Origin of the sequence: Pseudoalteromonas sp. S2721 (assembly GCF_005887425.1) — a bacterium.
Lineage (GTDB): Bacteria > Pseudomonadota > Gammaproteobacteria > Enterobacterales > Alteromonadaceae > Pseudoalteromonas > Pseudoalteromonas simplex.
Genome location: NZ_PNCZ01000040.1, coordinates 1 through 16,866, shown reverse-complemented (window position 1 = coordinate 16,866; position 16,866 = coordinate 1). Strand labels below are relative to the sequence as shown.

Below are 16,866 nucleotides of genomic sequence, written 5' to 3'. Positions count from 1 at the left end.
TTTAGGCTCATTATGAGTGCTCAATCAATGACTCTTAGCGAACGCTTACAGCGCTATGAAAAACATATCAAGGCTCCAAAACCGGCTGTTGCCGGTATTCTGACGCGTGTTGTTGGTTTAACGCTAGAAGCAAAAGGGCTTAGAGCACCTGTTGGTAGTCAATGTAAAATTGAAACCATTAACGGCTTTGTTGATGCTGAAGTTGTTGGCTTTAATGACCAAACACTGTACTTAATGCCAAATGATCACATCTCTGGCGTACTACCAGGTGCGCGAGTTATCCCAAAAGTAAACGAAACAGGATTGCCTGTAGGCATGAGTTTACTTGGCCGCGTAGTGGATGGCCTTGGTCGGCCACTTGATGGCTTAGGTGCAATTAATGCTGAGCATCACTTAAAGTTTGCGCAAAACGCAATTAACCCGCTGGCAAGACGACCAATCAGTCAACCTATGGATGTAGGTGTACGAGCCATCAACTCCGTTATTACCGTGGGTCAAGGCCAGCGTATGGGTCTGTTTGCAGGCTCTGGTGTTGGTAAATCAGTGCTACTAGGTATGATGACTCGTGGTTCTGAAGCAGATGTAATCGTGGTTGGCCTTGTGGGTGAACGTGGTCGTGAGGTAAAAGAATTCATTGAAGAAATTTTAGGAGTCGAAGGACGTAAGCGCTCAGTGGTAGTTGCAGCCCCTGCGGATGCGTCACCATTAATGCGTTTAAAAGGCTGTGAAAGTGCAGTGACCATTGCGGAATACTTTCGCGATCAAGGTCTTAACGTGTTGTTATTACTTGACTCTGTTACCCGTTATGCCATGGCACAACGTGAAATTGCCTTAGCGGTTGGTGAGCCTCCGGCTACGAAAGGTTATCCGCCTTCAGTATTTGCTAAATTACCTGCGCTGGTGGAGCGTGCCGGTAATGGTGGTGAAGGGCAAGGTGCCATTACAGCGTTTTTTACTGTACTTAGTGAGGGCGATGATATGCAAGATCCAATTGCTGACTCTGCCCGCGCTATTTTAGATGGCCACATTGTTTTATCTCGAGATTTAGCCGACAGTGGTCACTATCCGGCTATTGATATTGAAAAGTCGATTTCTCGTGTAATGCCGCAGGTTGTATCTGAAGCGCATATGCAACAAGCGCGTGTGCTCAAGCAAGTGTATTCAATGTATCAACAAAACAAAGATATGATCACCTTAGGGGCGTACCAAAAAGGCACCGATCCTATGCTCGACCAAGCAATTAATATGATGCCGCGAGTCAATCAATTCCTTCAACAAGGTATGAAAGATGTGATCAGTTATGATGAAGGTCTGCAAGGTCTCGCGCAGTTATTAGGGCAAGGTTAATGGCTAAAAGTAAACTTGATTTATTGTTAAAGCTTGAGAGCGATAAAGAAGAGTCTTTACGCATGGATTATTTAAAAGCACAGCAGCACTTACAAAGTAATCAACAAAAACTGCAAGGGCTTAATAACTTTCGTTTAGAGTATTCTCAGCAGTTACATTTGAAAGGACGCTCTGGTTTGTCTAGTGCTGGCTTCAGCCAATATCATGCTTTTATTGCAAAAATTGAAGAAGCGATACGTCAGCAAGCAAGTACAGTGAATACCGCAAAACAAGTTGTGACACAGCGAAAAGCACTGTGGTTAAAGCAACAAGTGAAAGCAAAAGCAGTAGCGAAGTTAATCGAAAAGCAAGCTGAAAAACAAGCGATGCAAGTGGCAAAAGCAGAACAAAAAATGCTGGATGAATTTGCTGCAAATCAGTTTTATCAGCGTCAACTTAAAAACGCACTTCTTTAAAATACTTCTTTTTTAGGCATGTTAATTGCATTTACCTAACCAGTAGCATTAATTTTGGCACTTGCGGCGGCAAATTGCCTCATTACTTTAGATGACTAGGTTTAGGTGAATTATGGCGATCAGTGATATCAATTTGCAGGTTAAAACTGAGCAAGGTACTGGTTTTTCAGGCAAAGACTCAGAGTCTAACAACAAAGCATCGGGCTTAAGTTTTTTAACTTCACTGACAGAAGCAAGTGAAGCGGCAAACGCGCAAGCAAAAAGTGATGCAGATGCTGACTCAATTGATGAACCTAAAGCTATCAGTACTTCTGAAGAACTTAAATCAGATGCAAAACCAGGTGATGAGAATACAGCGACTGATGCTAAAGCTGCAACTACTCCCACAACTACAGATCAGCAGCCTAAAATAAATCCAGATGTTCGTAATGAAGCTGTAACTAAAGAGCAAAGCGATGAGCTTGCACTTGTAGAAGGTGAAGATAACTCACTGCTTTCGCAAATTAATGCGGCTCAAGCTATGAGTACACGTGTTAATAAATTGATTGAAAATAATGACTTTAGCCCGGTAGTTGTTGATAAAAAACCAACCCCAATCGATACCATTACACCTGTAATACCTTCACCTATGACAGACGTTGCGCAAACCGGTGATTCAAAAGTCGCAGCAGAAGATGACAACTCAATCGCAAGTTTATTACATAAGTCTAAAGTTGCGACAGCAGTAGATAGTCAACTAAAAGCGATTGGTGATTTACCGCCAAAAGATAGCGTGACCCCTATTGTTGATGGCCCATTAACAGACAAAGAAAAGCAAGGTGTTTCAGCTGTTAATACACCGGATACAAAACCTCAGGTAGCTAACTTTGCCAGTGCAATACAAGCAACTGACAGTAAAGAAACCACTGTTGATTTAGACGCTGTAAAAACAGCTGATGGAAATGAACTCAGCGCGAATGATAAAAGCAAAGCTGTTTTAAGCAAGATGCTTAGCGATGCAAATAATAGCGTTCAAACTGATGCAAAAGCGGCTGAAGTGACGACAAAGCAAGCGCATGGCAACGTTGATAAGCCAGCAGTAAACCTAGCTACTGAGCAGGTAGCTCCGAAGAGCGTTGAAGCAAGCGCGGCAAAAGCATCAGATAAACCAGTAACTGATAAGTCAATCGTTAATCTGCTTGCCAAACTACAAAGTGGCGACGGGCAGGCTGTAAGTGAGTTCGCTAAAGGTTTGTCGCTCAGCACTGATCAACGAAAGCAATTTGAGCAACAAATCAATCAACTAAAAGTTGACAATAAGCTTGGCGCTGATGAGCTGGCAACAATCAAGTCGCTATTGACTGATGTGAACAGTAGTAAGCCTACAACACAAACTGCACAGAGCCCTGTATCACAATTTGCTGTAGAGCAAGGCATTGCTGATGAAAGCCTGACAAAACAAGATGCTAAATTAGCTGATAATAAAGTGCTTGATACTAAACTGCCGACTAGCATCGAAAAGCAAATCACTGCACTGACGAAAGATGAGCAGCAAGCACTGTTAAATAAAGTGAATACTCAACTGCAAACGTTAACGCCGGGTACTGCTCAGTACGAAAAACTTTCAGCGGCACAAACTGTGCTCAAAGAGGCTATTAATGCTCCTGCAATAGTCAACACAGCGATGCCGATAACCGCCGCCACAGTCAATGCTGAAAATAATAATACAAAACAAAACAATACTGCGCAGGTTACAGCCGATGTTACAAAGGCTGCAACTAGTGAAGAAGTAACTTTAGAGCTTGATACAAAAATTAATACCGAACGTACACAAGAAGCTGTGTCTTCGCGTGTAGCTCAGTTATTTACTCAGTTAACGACTCAAGCCAATGCAGCAACACAACCGGGTGCCTATGAGGTGGCTCATCAGCAATATGAGCAAGCAATTGATGCACAAACAATGCAGACTCAAGCAACGACACAAACTCAGGCTCACTCTAAATCGGTGAGCATTGACCCTGGTGTAATGCAAGCGATCAATATTATAAAGAGTGACGCCGCAAAGATGCTTCAAGAGCGAGTTAGTGCGTTACTCAATATAAATAACAAAGAAGCGGAAATTCGCTTAGATCCACCAGAAATGGGCAGTATGCAAATTCGTATACGTAGCGATGCTGAACAAGCGCAAATTAATTTTGTTGTTCAAAATCAGCAGGCTAAAGAAGCTTTAGAGCAATCAATGCCACGCTTACGAGAAATGCTTGCGCAGCAAGGTATTGAACTTGGTGAAAGTAGTATTCAGCAAGGTAACCCTGAGCAACAACAAGAGCAGTCTGGGCAAGGGCAGCTTGCAGGAAATCAACAAGCTGAGGAGCAACAACCAGAAGTAACAGCGCAAAGCGCAGAAACTTCTCGACAACAATCTTCATCATCAATAGATTACTATGCATAAGTCCTGCTATTATAAGAAATAAAATAGTTACAGTGTGATAAACAACTTGCTGTAACTTTGAGGGAAGTAACAATGGCCGAAGAAGCAAATTTAGAAATAGAAGATACGGGTAAAGGCAAAAAGAAGCTGATTATCATTATTGCAGCTGTAGTGTTGATTGTTGGCGCCGCCGCAGGTTACTTTTTATTTATGGGTGATGATGCCCCTGAAGAGAGCCTAGCAGATGAAACCACAGTGACTGAGGCTGCCGCACCATCAAGCTCCGCACAGATTGGTTCGGCTCTCTATGTCGCAATGCCACGCCCATTTGTATTTAATGTACCCGGTGCGAGTCGCGACCGTATTGTACAAATAAAAGTTCAGCTACTTGTTCGCGGTGAAGTGAACGAAGAAACTGCCAAAAAGCATATTCCACTTATCGAAAGTACCTTACTTGGCGTTCTTTCAACAACGACCGCAGATGAATTAGGTACCAGTGAAGGTAAAGAGTCAGTGCGTGTTGCTGCACTTGAAAAAGTACAATCAGCATTAAGTGATGTTGAAGGTAGCAAAGTGATAGAGCGGGTATTATTCACCGGCTTTGTGATGCAATAAGGGGTCAGCGTGAGCGATTTATTATCTCAAGACGAAATTGATGCGCTTTTACACGGCGTTGATGAAGTCGAAGAGGAAGATATTCACGAAGGTGATGACTTAGACAGTAATACCTTACAGTATGACTTCTCATCACAAGATCGTATTGTCCGTGGTCGTATGCCGACCTTGGAGATCGTGAATGAACGTTTTGCCCGTCATATGCGAATTAGCCTATTTAACATGATGCGCCGCACCGCTGAGGTGTCAATCAACGGCGTGCAAATGATTAAATTTGGCGAATATATCCATACCTTATTCGTGCCAACCAGTTTGAACATGGTACGTTTTCGTCCGTTGAAGGGCACTGGCTTAATTACCATGGAAGCCCGATTAGTATTCATTTTAGTGGATAACTTTTTTGGTGGTGATGGCCGCTATCATGCAAAAATTGAAGGCCGTGAATTTACGCCAACAGAACGCCGTATTGTTCAAATGCTCCTTAAAATTATCTTCGAAGATTATAAAGAAGCATGGGCGCCGGTAATGGATGTATCTTTTGAGTACCTTGACTCAGAAGTTAACCCAGCAATGGCGAACATCGTAAGTCCAACTGAAGTGGTTGTTATTAGCTCCTTCCATATTGAGCTAGATGGTGGTGGTGGTGATTTCCATATCGCATTACCGTATTCAATGCTTGAGCCTATTCGCGAATTGCTCGATGCCGGTGTGCAATCAGACACCGAAGACACCGACTTACGTTGGAGTAAAGCATTACGTGATGAGATCATGGATGTAGAAGTCGACCTATCGACTCAATTGCTTGAGGTTGATTTAACGCTACAACAGATTATGGAGCTTAAAGCTGGCGATATTATCCCAGTTGAAATGCCAGAGCATATCACCGTATTTGTAGAAGAACTGCCGACCTTTAGAGCGAAAATGGGCCGCTCACGTGACAATGTTGCACTACAAATTAGCGAAAAAATTAAACGCCCTGAATCAGTTAAGTCAGAACTACATGTGTTCACAAAAGGTGGCAAAAAACTGGATTCAGATGCAGAATTAGCAGAACTAGAAGAAGATCTACATCTATCTGAAGGTGTAGATTTAGACTGGTAGTCGATTTATAAGGTTAAACATAATGAGTGATGATCAAGATACAATGGACGAATGGGCCGCGGCACTAGCCGAAGCTGAAGAGGCTGAGGGTGGCTCAGGCGATGCTGCTGTGGCAGAGCTTGATGAATTAAAAGATGAAAGACATGAGCTATCGGGCGACGAAAAACGAAAACTTGATACCATCTTGGACATTCCGGTTACTATTTCTATGGAAGTGGGCCGTTCAAAAATCAACATTCGTAACTTATTACAACTTAACCAAGGTTCGGTGGTAGAACTAGACCGAGTCGCTGGTGAGCCGCTTGATGTATTGGTTAACGGCACGCTGATTGCCCATGGTGAGGTGGTCGTTGTAAACGATAAGTTCGGTATTCGTTTAACTGACGTTATTAGCCAAGTTGAGCGTATTAAAAAGTTACGATGAATGCTTTAGTTGCTTTAACAAGTGCGTCGAGCACTGCATTTCCTACGGCATCACCGACGGCAGATTTACTGTCTATGGTGATGTCTTTGCTTTTAGTGCTGGTGGTTATCATTGCTTTGGCTTTTTTGGTTAAAAAACTAAATCCAAATCTTGCTAATAGTGATGAATTTAAAGTAGTGCGCAGTTTGCCTTTGGGCTCTCGTGAGCGCTTGATGGTCATTGAAATCGATAACGCTCAGCACTTAATTGGTGTGACCCCGCACAGTATTAACTATCTGCATAAACTAGAAACACCATTACAAGAAAAAGAACTGCCAGAACTTGCCAAGAAATTTGGAAAGTTACTGAACCCACAATCACCTTCAAATAAAAAGAATTAACGCTATGATCAAGTGGATACTTATTTTAGCAAGTGTGTTGTTTTTGCCGTCGGTTAACGCTGAAGGCATAGAAGCACTGACCATTACCACCAACCCTGATGGCTCTCAAGATTACTCAGTGACGCTACAAGTATTAGCGATCATGACGGCACTGAGTTTTATTCCAGCAGCGGTCATTATGATGACTTCATTTACACGGATTATTGTGGTTCTGGCGATATTACGCCAAGCAATAGGCTTACAACAAACGCCTTCGAATCAAATTTTGTTAGGCATGTCGCTATTTTTAAGTATTTTTATTATGGCGCCAATTTATCAGCAGGTGAATGAGCGTGCCATTGAGCCGTACTTGAATGAGCAAGTTACTTCAGTGCAAGCATTAGAACTTGCCAAAGAGCCAATGAAAGCGTTTATGCTCTCACAAGTTCGTATAAAAGATTTAGAGACCTTTGCGAAAATAGCTGGTTATGAGCAATTAGATTCGCCAGAAGACACGCCGTTGATTGTATTGATCCCAGCGTTTGTTACCAGCGAATTGCAAACGGCCTTTATCATTGGTTTTATGTTCTTTATCCCATTTTTGATAGTTGATTTAGTGGTGGCCTCCGTATTAATGGCCATGGGTATGATGATGCTTTCGCCGATGATTGTATCTTTGCCGTTTAAGATCATGCTGTTTGTGTTGGTGGATGGCTGGAGCCTTGTGATGGGCACGCTGGCGAAGAGCTTTGGGCTCGGGGTGTAACAATGCAATTCAAGGCACATAATTAGGTAGGAGAGACAAAATGGAACCCGAAATTTTTGTCGATATACTCAGTGACGCGCTATTTTTAGTTATAAAGTTAGTGTCTGCAATCGTAGTACCTGGCTTATTAGTCGGTCTAGTCGTGGCAGTTTTCCAAGCGGCAACATCAATCAATGAGCAAACCTTAAGCTTTTTACCTCGTTTGCTAATTACCATAAGCGCACTTATTATAGGTGGTCACTGGTTCACGCAAGAGCTTATGGACTATTTTACCCGTTTAGTGATGTCTATACCGGAGATTGCAGGCTAAATGGAATTTCCATTTGCGGTCATTATTCAATGGCTCAGCGACTTTTTGCTGCCATTAGTGCGTATTAGCTCAATGATTATGATCATGGCAGGCCTTGGTGCGAAGAATGTACCAAGCCGAATTAAGCTTGGTTTAGCTGTAGTTGTAACCTTTGTTGCTGTGCCTATGCTGCCCCCTGCGACTTTCAACAATCTTTTTTCGTTTGAGATGATTCTTGTGGTCATTCAGCAAATGCTTATTGGTGTCGCGATTGGGTTTGCATCTGTTTTATTGCTAAATACTTTTGTTCTTGCTGGGCAAATACTCGCGATGCAAACAGGTCTTGGTTTTGCGTCCGTAGTTGATCCATCGAATGGTCTGAGTGTACCCGCTGTGGGACAATTTTATCTAATCTTGGCGACCTTGCTTTTCTTTGTGTTCAATGGCCACTTAATGATGATTCAAATGGTCATTCATAGCTTTGAAGTGCTACCAATTGATGGCAATTGGTGGGCGGTTGATCATTACTGGGATATCGTTACTTGGGGTGGTTGGATGTTCACCACAGCCTTGGTGCTTGCTTTAGCTCCACTGACAGCCATGCTTGTTATTAACATGTCGTTTGGTGTAATGACCCGAGCGGCACCGCAGTTAAATATTTTCTCAATTGGCTTTCCGTTTACCTTAGTAGCTGGTCTTGTGATTATTTGGGCAACATTAGGCAACTTTATGACTCAATTTGAGTTTCAGTGGTTAAAAATGGTTGAGTTAATGTGCAGCCTTGTTGGTTGTACACCTTAGGAGCGCGCCATGGCTGAAGATTCTGGTCAAGAAAAAACCGAAGAACCCACGCAGAAAAAAATTGATGATGCCAAGAAGAAAGGTCAGGTTGCCCGCTCAAAAGAGCTAGGTACCATGTTTGTGCTTATTTTTTCTGCAGTTTCACTCTTATTGTATGGCCCTGAAATTGGTAAAGGTCTTTATAATATAATGGGACGTTTATTAAGCCTTAACCGTAATGAAACCTACGACACCACTAAGATGTTTTCAGTGTGGGGAATTGTTGCGGATGCATTGTTATTCCCTATGGCAATGTTTGTGTTGATCATCGTCATAGCCGCTTTTGTTGGGAATACTTTACTGGGGGGTTATAACTTTAGTTGGCAAGCGGCAGCCCCAAAAGCAAGTAAGATGTCGCCAGCTAAAGGTATTAAGCGTATGCTTGGCCCTCAAGCAGGAGTAGAGCTAGTTAAGTCTATTTTAAAATTTGTAGTGGTTGCAGGCTTTGCTGTGTTCTTAATTAATACTTTCTTTGATGAAATACTGCACCTAAGCATTGAAAGCGCGCCCGGAAATTTTATCCATGCACTCGAAATACTATCTTGGATGTTCTTGGGATTAACTTGTACGTTAATCATTATTGCTGCAATAGATTCTCCTTATCAAAGTCACAAACACCATAAACAGTTAAAAATGACCTTACAAGAGGTAAAAGACGAATTTAAAAACTCTGAGGGTGATCCGCAAATAAAAGCGCGTATTCGCCGTACTCAGCGTGAAATGTCGCAAAGGCGTATGATGCAAGACGTGCCTGATGCAGATGTGATCGTAACTAACCCGACCCATTATTCTGTAGCACTAAAATACGATACAGCTAAAGCCGGTGCGCCTATTGTTCTTGCCAAAGGCGTGGACGAGCTTGCTATGCAAATTCGTAAAGTGGGCAAGGGGAATGACGTGCCAATTGTTGAATCACCCATGCTTACTCGTGCGCTGTATCACACCACCGATGTTGGTCATCAAATACCTGATCAGCTATTCACTGCCGTTGCACAAGTGTTAGCTTATGTCTTCCAGTTAAAACGCTTCCAAAAAGGGCGCGGTAAACGTCCTGTACCACTCAATAAAAAGCTCCCAATCCCCGATGCCTACAAATACTAAACAGTAAATTTATAACTTGGAATAGTTATTGCAAATTCCGTGTAGTGTCAATTTTTTGAAATTGTTGGATTATGGAATTTAAAGCGGTATTACAACAACTTAACAGAGATAAAAAAGAATATGCGAAGGGTATCGGCACGCCGTTAATGGTACTTGCTGCGCTGGGTATGGTGATTTTACCCCTGCCGCCATTTCTTTTAGATATTCTATTTTCGTTTAATATCGCGTTAGCACTGGTGGTGTTACTGGTTACAGTTTACACCATGAAACCCCTTGAATTTGGTATGTTCCCTGCGGTTCTACTGATTGCAACCATCATGCGCTTAGCGCTGAATGTCGCCAGTACCCGTGTAGTATTACTCGAAGGTCATAACGGCGGTGATGCAGCCGGTAAAGTTATCGAGGCCTTTGGTTCGGTGGTTATCGGCGGTAACTATGCAGTTGGTTTAGTGGTCTTCCTGATTTTAATCATTATTAACTTTGTGGTTATCACCAAAGGTGCAGGTCGTATTTCTGAAGTATCAGCTCGCTTTACTCTTGATGCAATGCCGGGTAAACAAATGGCGATTGATGCTGATTTAAACGCTGGTTTTATCAGTGCAGAGCAAGCCCGTGAACGCCGTGAAGAGGTTACCCGCGAAGCCGATTTCTATGGTTCAATGGATGGTGCGAGTAAGTTCGTAAAAGGCGATGCAATAGCGGGTATCGTTATTCTAGTGATTAACATCGTTGGTGGTTTATTTGTTGGTATGATCCAACATGATTTATCGTTCAGCCGTGCGATGGAAGTGTACACCTTACTAACCATTGGTGATGGTCTAGTTGCACAACTGCCTTCACTGTTACTGTCTATCGGTACTGCAATCGTTGTTACCCGTCAAAATGAATCGCACAATATGGGCGACCAAGTTAAGACACAGCTAGGTAACGAAAAGTCTTTGTATATCGCATCTGGTATTTTGATCATCATGGGTCTTGTGCCAGGTATGCCGCATATTGCATTTTTAAGCCTAGGTGGATTACTGGGTTACCTTGCTTACTTCACCCAACAACAAAAAGCCAAAGCAGAAGCTGAAAAAGCAGAGCAAGAAGCAAATGGTGGTGCGCCAGGAACAGGTGTTGCTAATAAACAAGAGCAAAAAGAACTGGGTTGGGATGATGTTCAACAGGTTGACGTTATTGGTTTAGAAGTGGGATATCGCTTAATTCCACTGGTAGATCAATCTCAAGGTGGTGAACTATTAAATCGTATCAAAGGTGTGCGTAAGAAATTGTCTCAGGAACTTGGTTTCTTGGTACCTCCTGTGCATATCCGCGATAACTTAGAGCTTGACCCAAATGCTTATAGAATCACTATGATGGGGGTTTCAAGCGGTGAAGGTGAGCTTAAGCATGGTGATGAGTTAGCGATTAATCCAGGCCAAGTATTTGGTCCAATCAAAGGGGTTGCCACAAAAGATCCTGCATTTGGGTTGGATGCGGTTTGGATCAAACCAGATCAAAAAGATGAAGCGCAGTCACTTGGCTACACAGTCGTTGATTCAGCAACTGTGGTTGCAACTCATATCAGCCAGTTACTTACTAACAGTGCTGCTTTACTGCTTGGTCATGAAGAAGTACAAAACTTACTAGATATGTTAGCGAAGAGTCATCCACGCCTTGTTGAGGGACTGGTTCCTGACGTATTACCACTCACTACTATCGTAAAAGTGCTACAAAACTTACTCAATGAAGGGGTGGCAATTCGCGATATGCGCTCGATTGTTCAAACCCTTGTTGAGTATGGCCCACGTAGCCAAGACCCTGATGTACTAACGGCTGCAGTGCGAATTTCACTGCGCAGATTGATCGTTCAAGATGCTGTTGGTATGTCTTCTGAGATCCCTGTCATAACCTTGGCGCCTGAGTTGGAACAGATGTTGCATCAGTCACTTCAGAATGCAGGTGACGAAGGTGCCGGAATAGAGCCAAGCCTTGCAGAGCGACTTCAACAATCATTGAATGAAGCGCATCAAAACCAAGAAATGGCCGGTGAACCTTCGATACTGTTAACGTCAGGAATGTTAAGAACTGTGTTATCTCGCTTTGTTAAGTACACCATCCCAGGTTTAAGGGTGATGTCTTACCAAGAGGTACCAGACGAAAGACAGATTAAGATTGTCAGCTCAGTAGGCCAACAATAGGATAGTAAAGGGGTTGAACCATGAAAATTAAACGTTTTTTTGCTAAAGATATGCGCACAGCACTGAAAGAAGTGAAAGATGAACTAGGTGTTGATGCGGTTATTATGTCGAACAAAAAGCTTGCTAACGGCGTTGAAATCGTTGCAGCTGTTGATTACGACAAAGCAGCCCCGAAAGCCGAAGCTAAACCAGCAGTGGCACAATCAGCACCTACTCCACAGCATAACTTTGTTAAACCTGAGCCAATGCGTGCTAAACCTGAGCCGCAAGCGAAAGTTGCTGATAGCCTACAAGCGTTACTTGAGCGTCAAGCCCCACGCCCTCGTTCGCCAGAGCTTGCGTCAATGTTTAGTCAATCTGGTATTGATACGAGTGAACACTATCAAGCAAAAGAGCCAAGCTTTGAGCAGCAACAGCCTGAATATAAGCAAGCTCCTCGTTATCAACCGCAGGCAGCACCTCGTGTACAAACTCAAGCTCATAGCCTTGGTTTTGATGACGATTTAGATTCAGGTTTTGATGATTTAGATTCACCCGCTGAGCATAAAAACTCAGCACCTGCGAATCAATCAGAAATGACGACTATGCGGGAAGAAATGAATGCGATTCGTCAATTACTTGAACACCAAGTATCTGGCTTAATGCAACAAGATATGGCTCGCCGCGATCCGACTCGTGCATGTATGATTGACCGCTTAGCGGGTATGGGCATTGAACGTGATGTTGCTGAACAAATGGCCTGTTTCATTCCTGATGATGTATCACGTCAACAAGCGTGGCAAGCATTACTGCAAATGGTTGAAAACCAAATGCATACAACGAATAACGAAATCCTACGTCAAGGTGGTGTATTCGCATTAGTGGGCCCAACGGGTGTTGGTAAAACAACGACTGTTGCGAAATTAGCTGCACTGGGCGCACAAAAATATGGTGCTGATAAAGTGGCGTTGATCACCACTGATACATATAGAATTGGTGCCTACGAACAATTGGCTACTTATGGTCGTATTATTGGCTGTGGTGTTAAGCAGGTAAAAGATGCGAATGAATTAGCTGAAGTGCTATACCATTTACGTAATAAGCGTCTAGTATTAATAGATACAGCGGGTATGAGCCAACGTGATTTACGTTTAACTGAGCAATTAAACACCTTAATGCGTAATCAGCGTGTTGATATTCGTAGTTATTTAGTATTGAGTGCGACAGCACAGATAAATGTGTTGCAAGAAACCGTAAGACACTTTAAAAAGGTTCATCTAAGTGGCTGTATCTTCACTAAATTGGATGAATCTTTAAGTTTAGGTGAGATTATTAGTATAGCGATTCAAAATCGCCTGCCAATAGGGTATCTTACTAACGGTCAGCGTGTTCCTGAAGATATTCGCGTAGCGAATGCTGAAAAACTAGTGAAAAAAGCTGAACAATTGTATTTAAAACGAGCAAAAGCACAACATTCACGACGTCAAGCAGTAGCGTCGAACACAGTAGGGATGTATGATTAACACAGTATTAGATCAAGCAAGCGGCCTGCGCAAAATGAATCAAAATAATAATAGTGGCGTTAAAGTTATCGCTGTGACTGGCGGTAAAGGTGGAGTGGGTAAAACCAATGTTTCACTCAACACCGCAATCGCATTAGGGCAGCAAGGAAATCGTGTATTAGTACTAGATGCCGATTTAGGTTTGGCAAACTGTGACGTGATGCTTGGCCTTCGTGTTGAACGTAACTTATCTCATGTTTTGTCAGGCGAGTGTGAGCTTGACGAAATTCTCGTTGAAGGTCCTGCAGGTATAAAAATTGTACCAGCGACGTCTGGTTCGCAAAGCATGGTGGAATTAACACCATCTGAGCATGCAGGCCTTATCCGCGCTTTTAGTGAGTTAAACACCGAGTTTGATATTTTAATTGTCGATACCGCTGCAGGTATTTCTGACATGGTATTAAGCTTTTCTCGTGCAGCCCAAGATGTTGTTGTGGTTGTATGCGATGAACCTACCTCAATTACCGATGCTTATGCGCTTATAAAAGTGCTTAGCCGTGAGCATGGCGTATATAAATTTAAAATTGTTGCCAATATGGTGCGCAGTTTGCGTGAAGGGCAAGAATTATTTGCTAAACTTTCAAAAGTAACGGATCGCTTTTTAGACGTTTCAATGGAGTTGGTAGCTACCATTCCTTATGACGAGAACATGCGTAAATCTACGCGACGTCAAAAGGTGATTGTTGAATTATTTCCAAACTCACCAGCTGCGGTGGCGTTTAAAACATTAGCAACAAAAGCAGTTAAGTGGCCGATCCCTAATCAACCTTCTGGCCATTTAGAATTTTTCATTGAAAAACTAGTAAACGGCTAACTATGACAACATCGGTGAATAAAGCGATGGGATATCAATCAGCACAAAACTTAAATGCGATTGTTGAAAAACATGCCTCTTTAGTTAAAAAAGTGGCGTGCCATCTAATTGCTCGTTTACCTGCCAGTGTCCAACTCGATGATTTAATTCAATCAGGCATGATAGGCCTAATTGAAGCATCAAAAAACTTTGATGCTAGCAAAGGGGCTAGTTTCGAAACTTTCGCTGGAATTCGTATTCGTGGTGCGATGTTAGACGAAATTCGTAGAGGTGACTGGGCACCACGCTCAGTTCACCGAAATGCTCGCCTTGTGGCTGAAACCATTTCCGAATTAGAAAGCACGCTAAATCGTGAACCTAAAGATACAGAAGTCGCTGAAAAACTTGATATAACGCTCGATGAGTACCATCATATTCTACATGATGTAAATTCTAGTAAAGTATTAGGTATAGAGGACTTAGGCGTTGATGAAGACGTCATTACACCTGTAGGTCAGGATTTAGGACTAGACAAACCGTTTAATAACGTTAAAAATGAGCGGTTTAACCAGTCTCTATTAACGGCTATCCAATCGTTACCAGAAAGAGATGCACTTGTTTTGTCTTTGTACTACAACGACGAAATGAACTTAAAAGAAATAGGACACATACTCGATGTTAGTGAATCGCGTGTGAGTCAGATACATGGTCAGGCGATGATTAAGCTCAAAGCAAAAATCAATGACTGGATTAATTAGTAGTAAGTAAATATAGGTTCAAACCTCACCGGAGGATGTTTTGGATAAAAACATGAAAATTCTTGTTGTTGATGATTTTTCTACAATGAGACGTATCATTAAAAATCTATTAAGGGATTTAGGTTTTACCAATGTGCAGGAAGCTGACGATGGGTCAACAGCATTGCCAATGCTACAAAATCAAGAATTTGATTTTGTTGTAACAGATTGGAACATGCCAGGTATGCAAGGCATTGATTTGTTAAGAGCAATTCGTGCTGATGATAGCCTTAAGCATATTCCTGTATTAATGGTGACAGCTGAAGCGAAAAAAGAACAAATTGTTGCTGCTGCTCAAGCGGGTGTTAATGGCTATATCGTTAAACCATTCACTGCTGCGACACTTAAAACCAAATTGGAAAAAGTGTTTGAACGTTTAGGTTAATCTAAGGGGAGAGGCTTATGTCAGCACTAGCTGCGCCTCAAATAAGTTTAGAGCAAGCTCGTCAACTTGTTGAGTTTCTTGAAAATGGTGAACAAGAAAAAGCTGATCAGCTGATACTTGAAACAGCATCAAAAGAACAATCAGAGCTGTTTGCTGAAATCGGTAAACTGACGCGACAATTACATGAAGCGCTAAAAAACTTTGATCTAGATACTCGTCTTTCAGATTTAACTACCGATGCGATCCCAGACGCTAAGCAGCGCTTAAATTATGTTATGGAAATGACAGAAAGCGCCGCTAACAAAACCATGGATGCAGTTGAAGCTAGTTTACCTATAGCGCAACAACTTGCAGATGAAATAGCGACGATTAAACCAACGTGGGATCGTTTAATGAGCCGAGAAATAGAGCTCGGTGAGTTTAAAAAGCTATGTCATAGCTTAGATAATTTTATGAATAACTCGCATACTAAAACCGATGAGCTACAGGGCTTGATGACCAATGTGCTGATGGCACAGGACTATCAAGATTTGACGGGGCAAGTAATCCGTCGCGTCATTGAGTTAGTGCGAGAAGTAGAAGACAGTTTAATTAATCTCTTAACTGTGTTTGGCAGTCAAGAAGATGGTCATCAACAACAAGAAAAACAGGCCATAGAAAAAGCACCTGCGACAAGTGATACACTAGCAGGTCCTGAAGGGCCGATTATTGATAAAGACTCTCGTGATGATGTTGTCTCAGGACAAGATGAAGTCGATGATCTATTATCAAGTCTGGGCTTCTAAGAGGAGAGTAGCTGCATGAGCTTTGAAGTCGATGAAGATATTTTACAGGATTTCCTTGTTGAGGCAGGAGAAATCTTAGAGCTTTTGTCAGAGCAATTAGTTGAGCTTGAGAACAATCCCGAAGACAAAGATCTCTTAAACGCCATTTTTAGAGGCTTCCACACTGTCAAAGGCGGTGCAGGCTTTTTAAGCATGACTGAACTTGTTGATGCGTGTCACGGTGCAGAGAATGTTTTCGATTTATTACGCCAAGGTGTTCGCAGTGTCACTCCTGAGCTTATGGATGTTATTTTACAAGCTCTGGATACCATCAACGAAATGTTCGCAACGATTCAAAATCGTGAGCAACCAGAGCCTGCAGATCCTGCGCTTCTAGACGTTCTTCATAAATTAAGCCAACCACCTACAGCGGAAGAGCTTGCAGGTGAAGATGTATCAGTAGCAGACGATGTAGCAGTTGCACCTGAAGAACCTGCTGTTGAAGAGGCTGTTGTTGATGCACCTGAAGTAACAGCTAACACGGCAGCAGACAATATTGATGAAGATGATCCATTTGCGTTTGATATGTTGTTTGATGGCGGCGGTCTTGCTGATAGTAAGGCAGAACCACAGAATATTGATGAAATTACTGAAGATGAGTTTGAAAGCCTCCTCGATGAATTACATGGTAAAGGT

Annotated in this window: 18 protein-coding genes; all 18 read left to right on the top strand. The window is 42.4% G+C overall.

Features of this window, described 5'->3' with window-relative positions; genetic code table 11:
- The first annotated feature begins 12 nt into the window (after positions 1–12).
- Positions 13–1,347 carry a flagellar protein export ATPase FliI gene (fliI, locus tag CWC02_RS15175; RefSeq protein WP_054553272.1) on the top strand — a complete coding sequence of 445 codons (1,335 nt, stop codon included), beginning with the start codon at positions 13–15 and terminating at the stop codon, positions 1,345–1,347.
- Positions 1,347–1,802 carry a flagellar export protein FliJ gene (gene fliJ / locus CWC02_RS15170; protein WP_054553271.1) on the top strand — a complete coding sequence of 152 codons (456 nt, stop codon included), beginning with the start codon at positions 1,347–1,349 and terminating at the stop codon, positions 1,800–1,802. The genes fliI and fliJ overlap by 1 nt, the downstream gene beginning before the upstream one ends.
- A gap of 112 nt (positions 1,803–1,914) precedes the next feature.
- Positions 1,915–4,233: a flagellar hook-length control protein FliK gene (locus CWC02_RS15165; protein WP_138619149.1), complete on the top strand. Its 2,319-nt coding sequence runs from the start codon at positions 1,915–1,917 to the stop codon at positions 4,231–4,233.
- A 72-nt stretch (positions 4,234–4,305) separates the two neighbouring features.
- Complete coding sequence (gene fliL, locus CWC02_RS15160) at positions 4,306–4,827, top strand: flagellar basal body-associated protein FliL (protein ID WP_054553269.1); 522 nt, start codon at positions 4,306–4,308, stop codon at positions 4,825–4,827.
- A 9-nt stretch (positions 4,828–4,836) separates the two neighbouring features.
- Positions 4,837–5,928, top strand: a complete 1,092-nt coding sequence (gene fliM / locus CWC02_RS15155) for a flagellar motor switch protein FliM (RefSeq protein ID WP_054553268.1) — start codon at positions 4,837–4,839, stop codon at positions 5,926–5,928.
- Positions 5,929–5,950: 22 nt separating this feature from the next.
- On the top strand, positions 5,951–6,352 hold the full coding sequence (gene fliN, locus CWC02_RS15150; protein ID WP_054553267.1) for a flagellar motor switch protein FliN: 402 nt from the start codon (positions 5,951–5,953) through the stop codon (positions 6,350–6,352).
- Positions 6,349–6,732, top strand: a complete 384-nt coding sequence (gene fliO / locus CWC02_RS15145) for a flagellar biosynthetic protein FliO (protein WP_054553266.1) — start codon at positions 6,349–6,351, stop codon at positions 6,730–6,732. The genes fliN and fliO overlap by 4 nt, the downstream gene beginning before the upstream one ends.
- A gap of 4 nt (positions 6,733–6,736) precedes the next feature.
- Entirely contained in the window at positions 6,737–7,477 is a 741-nt protein-coding gene (gene fliP, locus CWC02_RS15140) for a flagellar type III secretion system pore protein FliP (protein WP_054553265.1), read from the top strand.
- Between the two features lie 40 nt (positions 7,478–7,517).
- The gene (gene fliQ / locus CWC02_RS15135) at positions 7,518–7,787 is read left to right on the top strand and encodes a flagellar biosynthesis protein FliQ (protein WP_054553264.1); all 270 of its coding nucleotides are present in this window, start codon (positions 7,518–7,520) and stop codon (positions 7,785–7,787) included.
- Complete coding sequence (gene fliR / locus CWC02_RS15130; protein WP_054553263.1) at positions 7,788–8,567, top strand: flagellar biosynthetic protein FliR; 780 nt, start codon at positions 7,788–7,790, stop codon at positions 8,565–8,567.
- A gap of 9 nt (positions 8,568–8,576) precedes the next feature.
- Positions 8,577–9,707 (top strand): flagellar biosynthesis protein FlhB, encoded by a 1,131-nt coding sequence (gene flhB, locus CWC02_RS15125; RefSeq protein ID WP_054553262.1) that lies wholly within the window; start codon positions 8,577–8,579, stop codon positions 9,705–9,707.
- A gap of 71 nt (positions 9,708–9,778) precedes the next feature.
- Entirely contained in the window at positions 9,779–11,890 is a 2,112-nt protein-coding gene (flhA, locus tag CWC02_RS15120) for a flagellar biosynthesis protein FlhA (protein ID WP_054553261.1), read from the top strand.
- Positions 11,891–11,910: 20 nt separating this feature from the next.
- Entirely contained in the window at positions 11,911–13,392 is a 1,482-nt protein-coding gene (gene flhF, locus CWC02_RS15115; RefSeq protein ID WP_138619147.1) for a flagellar biosynthesis GTPase FlhF, read from the top strand.
- Positions 13,385–14,245: a MinD/ParA family ATP-binding protein gene (locus CWC02_RS15110; RefSeq protein ID WP_054553259.1), complete on the top strand. Its 861-nt coding sequence runs from the start codon at positions 13,385–13,387 to the stop codon at positions 14,243–14,245. The genes flhF and CWC02_RS15110 overlap by 8 nt, the downstream gene beginning before the upstream one ends.
- Positions 14,246–14,271: 26 nt before the next feature.
- The gene (locus CWC02_RS15105; protein ID WP_054562345.1) at positions 14,272–14,982 is read left to right on the top strand and encodes an RNA polymerase sigma factor FliA; all 711 of its coding nucleotides are present in this window, start codon (positions 14,272–14,274) and stop codon (positions 14,980–14,982) included.
- Positions 14,983–15,022: 40 nt separating this feature from the next.
- Positions 15,023–15,406, top strand: a complete 384-nt coding sequence (gene cheY, locus CWC02_RS15100) for a chemotaxis response regulator CheY (RefSeq protein ID WP_016708035.1) — start codon at positions 15,023–15,025, stop codon at positions 15,404–15,406.
- Positions 15,407–15,423: 17 nt separating this feature from the next.
- Positions 15,424–16,191 (top strand): protein phosphatase CheZ, encoded by a 768-nt coding sequence (locus CWC02_RS15095; RefSeq protein ID WP_138599034.1) that lies wholly within the window; start codon positions 15,424–15,426, stop codon positions 16,189–16,191.
- A gap of 15 nt (positions 16,192–16,206) precedes the next feature.
- Positions 16,207–16,866 (top strand): Hpt domain-containing protein (locus CWC02_RS15090; RefSeq protein WP_171043851.1); only part of this gene is annotated, 660 nt, incomplete at its 3' end.

Coding starts and splice junctions, on each gene's coding strand:
- fliI (WP_054553272.1), top strand. CDS start 13: ATGAGTGCTCAATCAATGACTCTTAGCGAACGCTTACAGCGCTATGAA.
- fliJ (WP_054553271.1), top strand. CDS start 1,347: ATGGCTAAAAGTAAACTTGATTTATTGTTAAAGCTTGAGAGCGATAAA.
- CWC02_RS15165 (WP_138619149.1), top strand. CDS start 1,915: ATGGCGATCAGTGATATCAATTTGCAGGTTAAAACTGAGCAAGGTACT.
- fliL (WP_054553269.1), top strand. CDS start 4,306: ATGGCCGAAGAAGCAAATTTAGAAATAGAAGATACGGGTAAAGGCAAA.
- fliN (WP_054553267.1), top strand. CDS start 5,951: ATGAGTGATGATCAAGATACAATGGACGAATGGGCCGCGGCACTAGCC.
- fliO (WP_054553266.1), top strand. CDS start 6,349: ATGAATGCTTTAGTTGCTTTAACAAGTGCGTCGAGCACTGCATTTCCT.
- fliP (WP_054553265.1), top strand. CDS start 6,737: ATGATCAAGTGGATACTTATTTTAGCAAGTGTGTTGTTTTTGCCGTCG.
- fliQ (WP_054553264.1), top strand. CDS start 7,518: ATGGAACCCGAAATTTTTGTCGATATACTCAGTGACGCGCTATTTTTA.
- fliR (WP_054553263.1), top strand. CDS start 7,788: ATGGAATTTCCATTTGCGGTCATTATTCAATGGCTCAGCGACTTTTTG.
- flhB (WP_054553262.1), top strand. CDS start 8,577: ATGGCTGAAGATTCTGGTCAAGAAAAAACCGAAGAACCCACGCAGAAA.
- flhA (WP_054553261.1), top strand. CDS start 9,779: ATGGAATTTAAAGCGGTATTACAACAACTTAACAGAGATAAAAAAGAA.
- flhF (WP_138619147.1), top strand. CDS start 11,911: ATGAAAATTAAACGTTTTTTTGCTAAAGATATGCGCACAGCACTGAAA.
- CWC02_RS15110 (WP_054553259.1), top strand. CDS start 13,385: ATGATTAACACAGTATTAGATCAAGCAAGCGGCCTGCGCAAAATGAAT.
- CWC02_RS15105 (WP_054562345.1), top strand. CDS start 14,272: ATGGGATATCAATCAGCACAAAACTTAAATGCGATTGTTGAAAAACAT.
- CWC02_RS15095 (WP_138599034.1), top strand. CDS start 15,424: ATGTCAGCACTAGCTGCGCCTCAAATAAGTTTAGAGCAAGCTCGTCAA.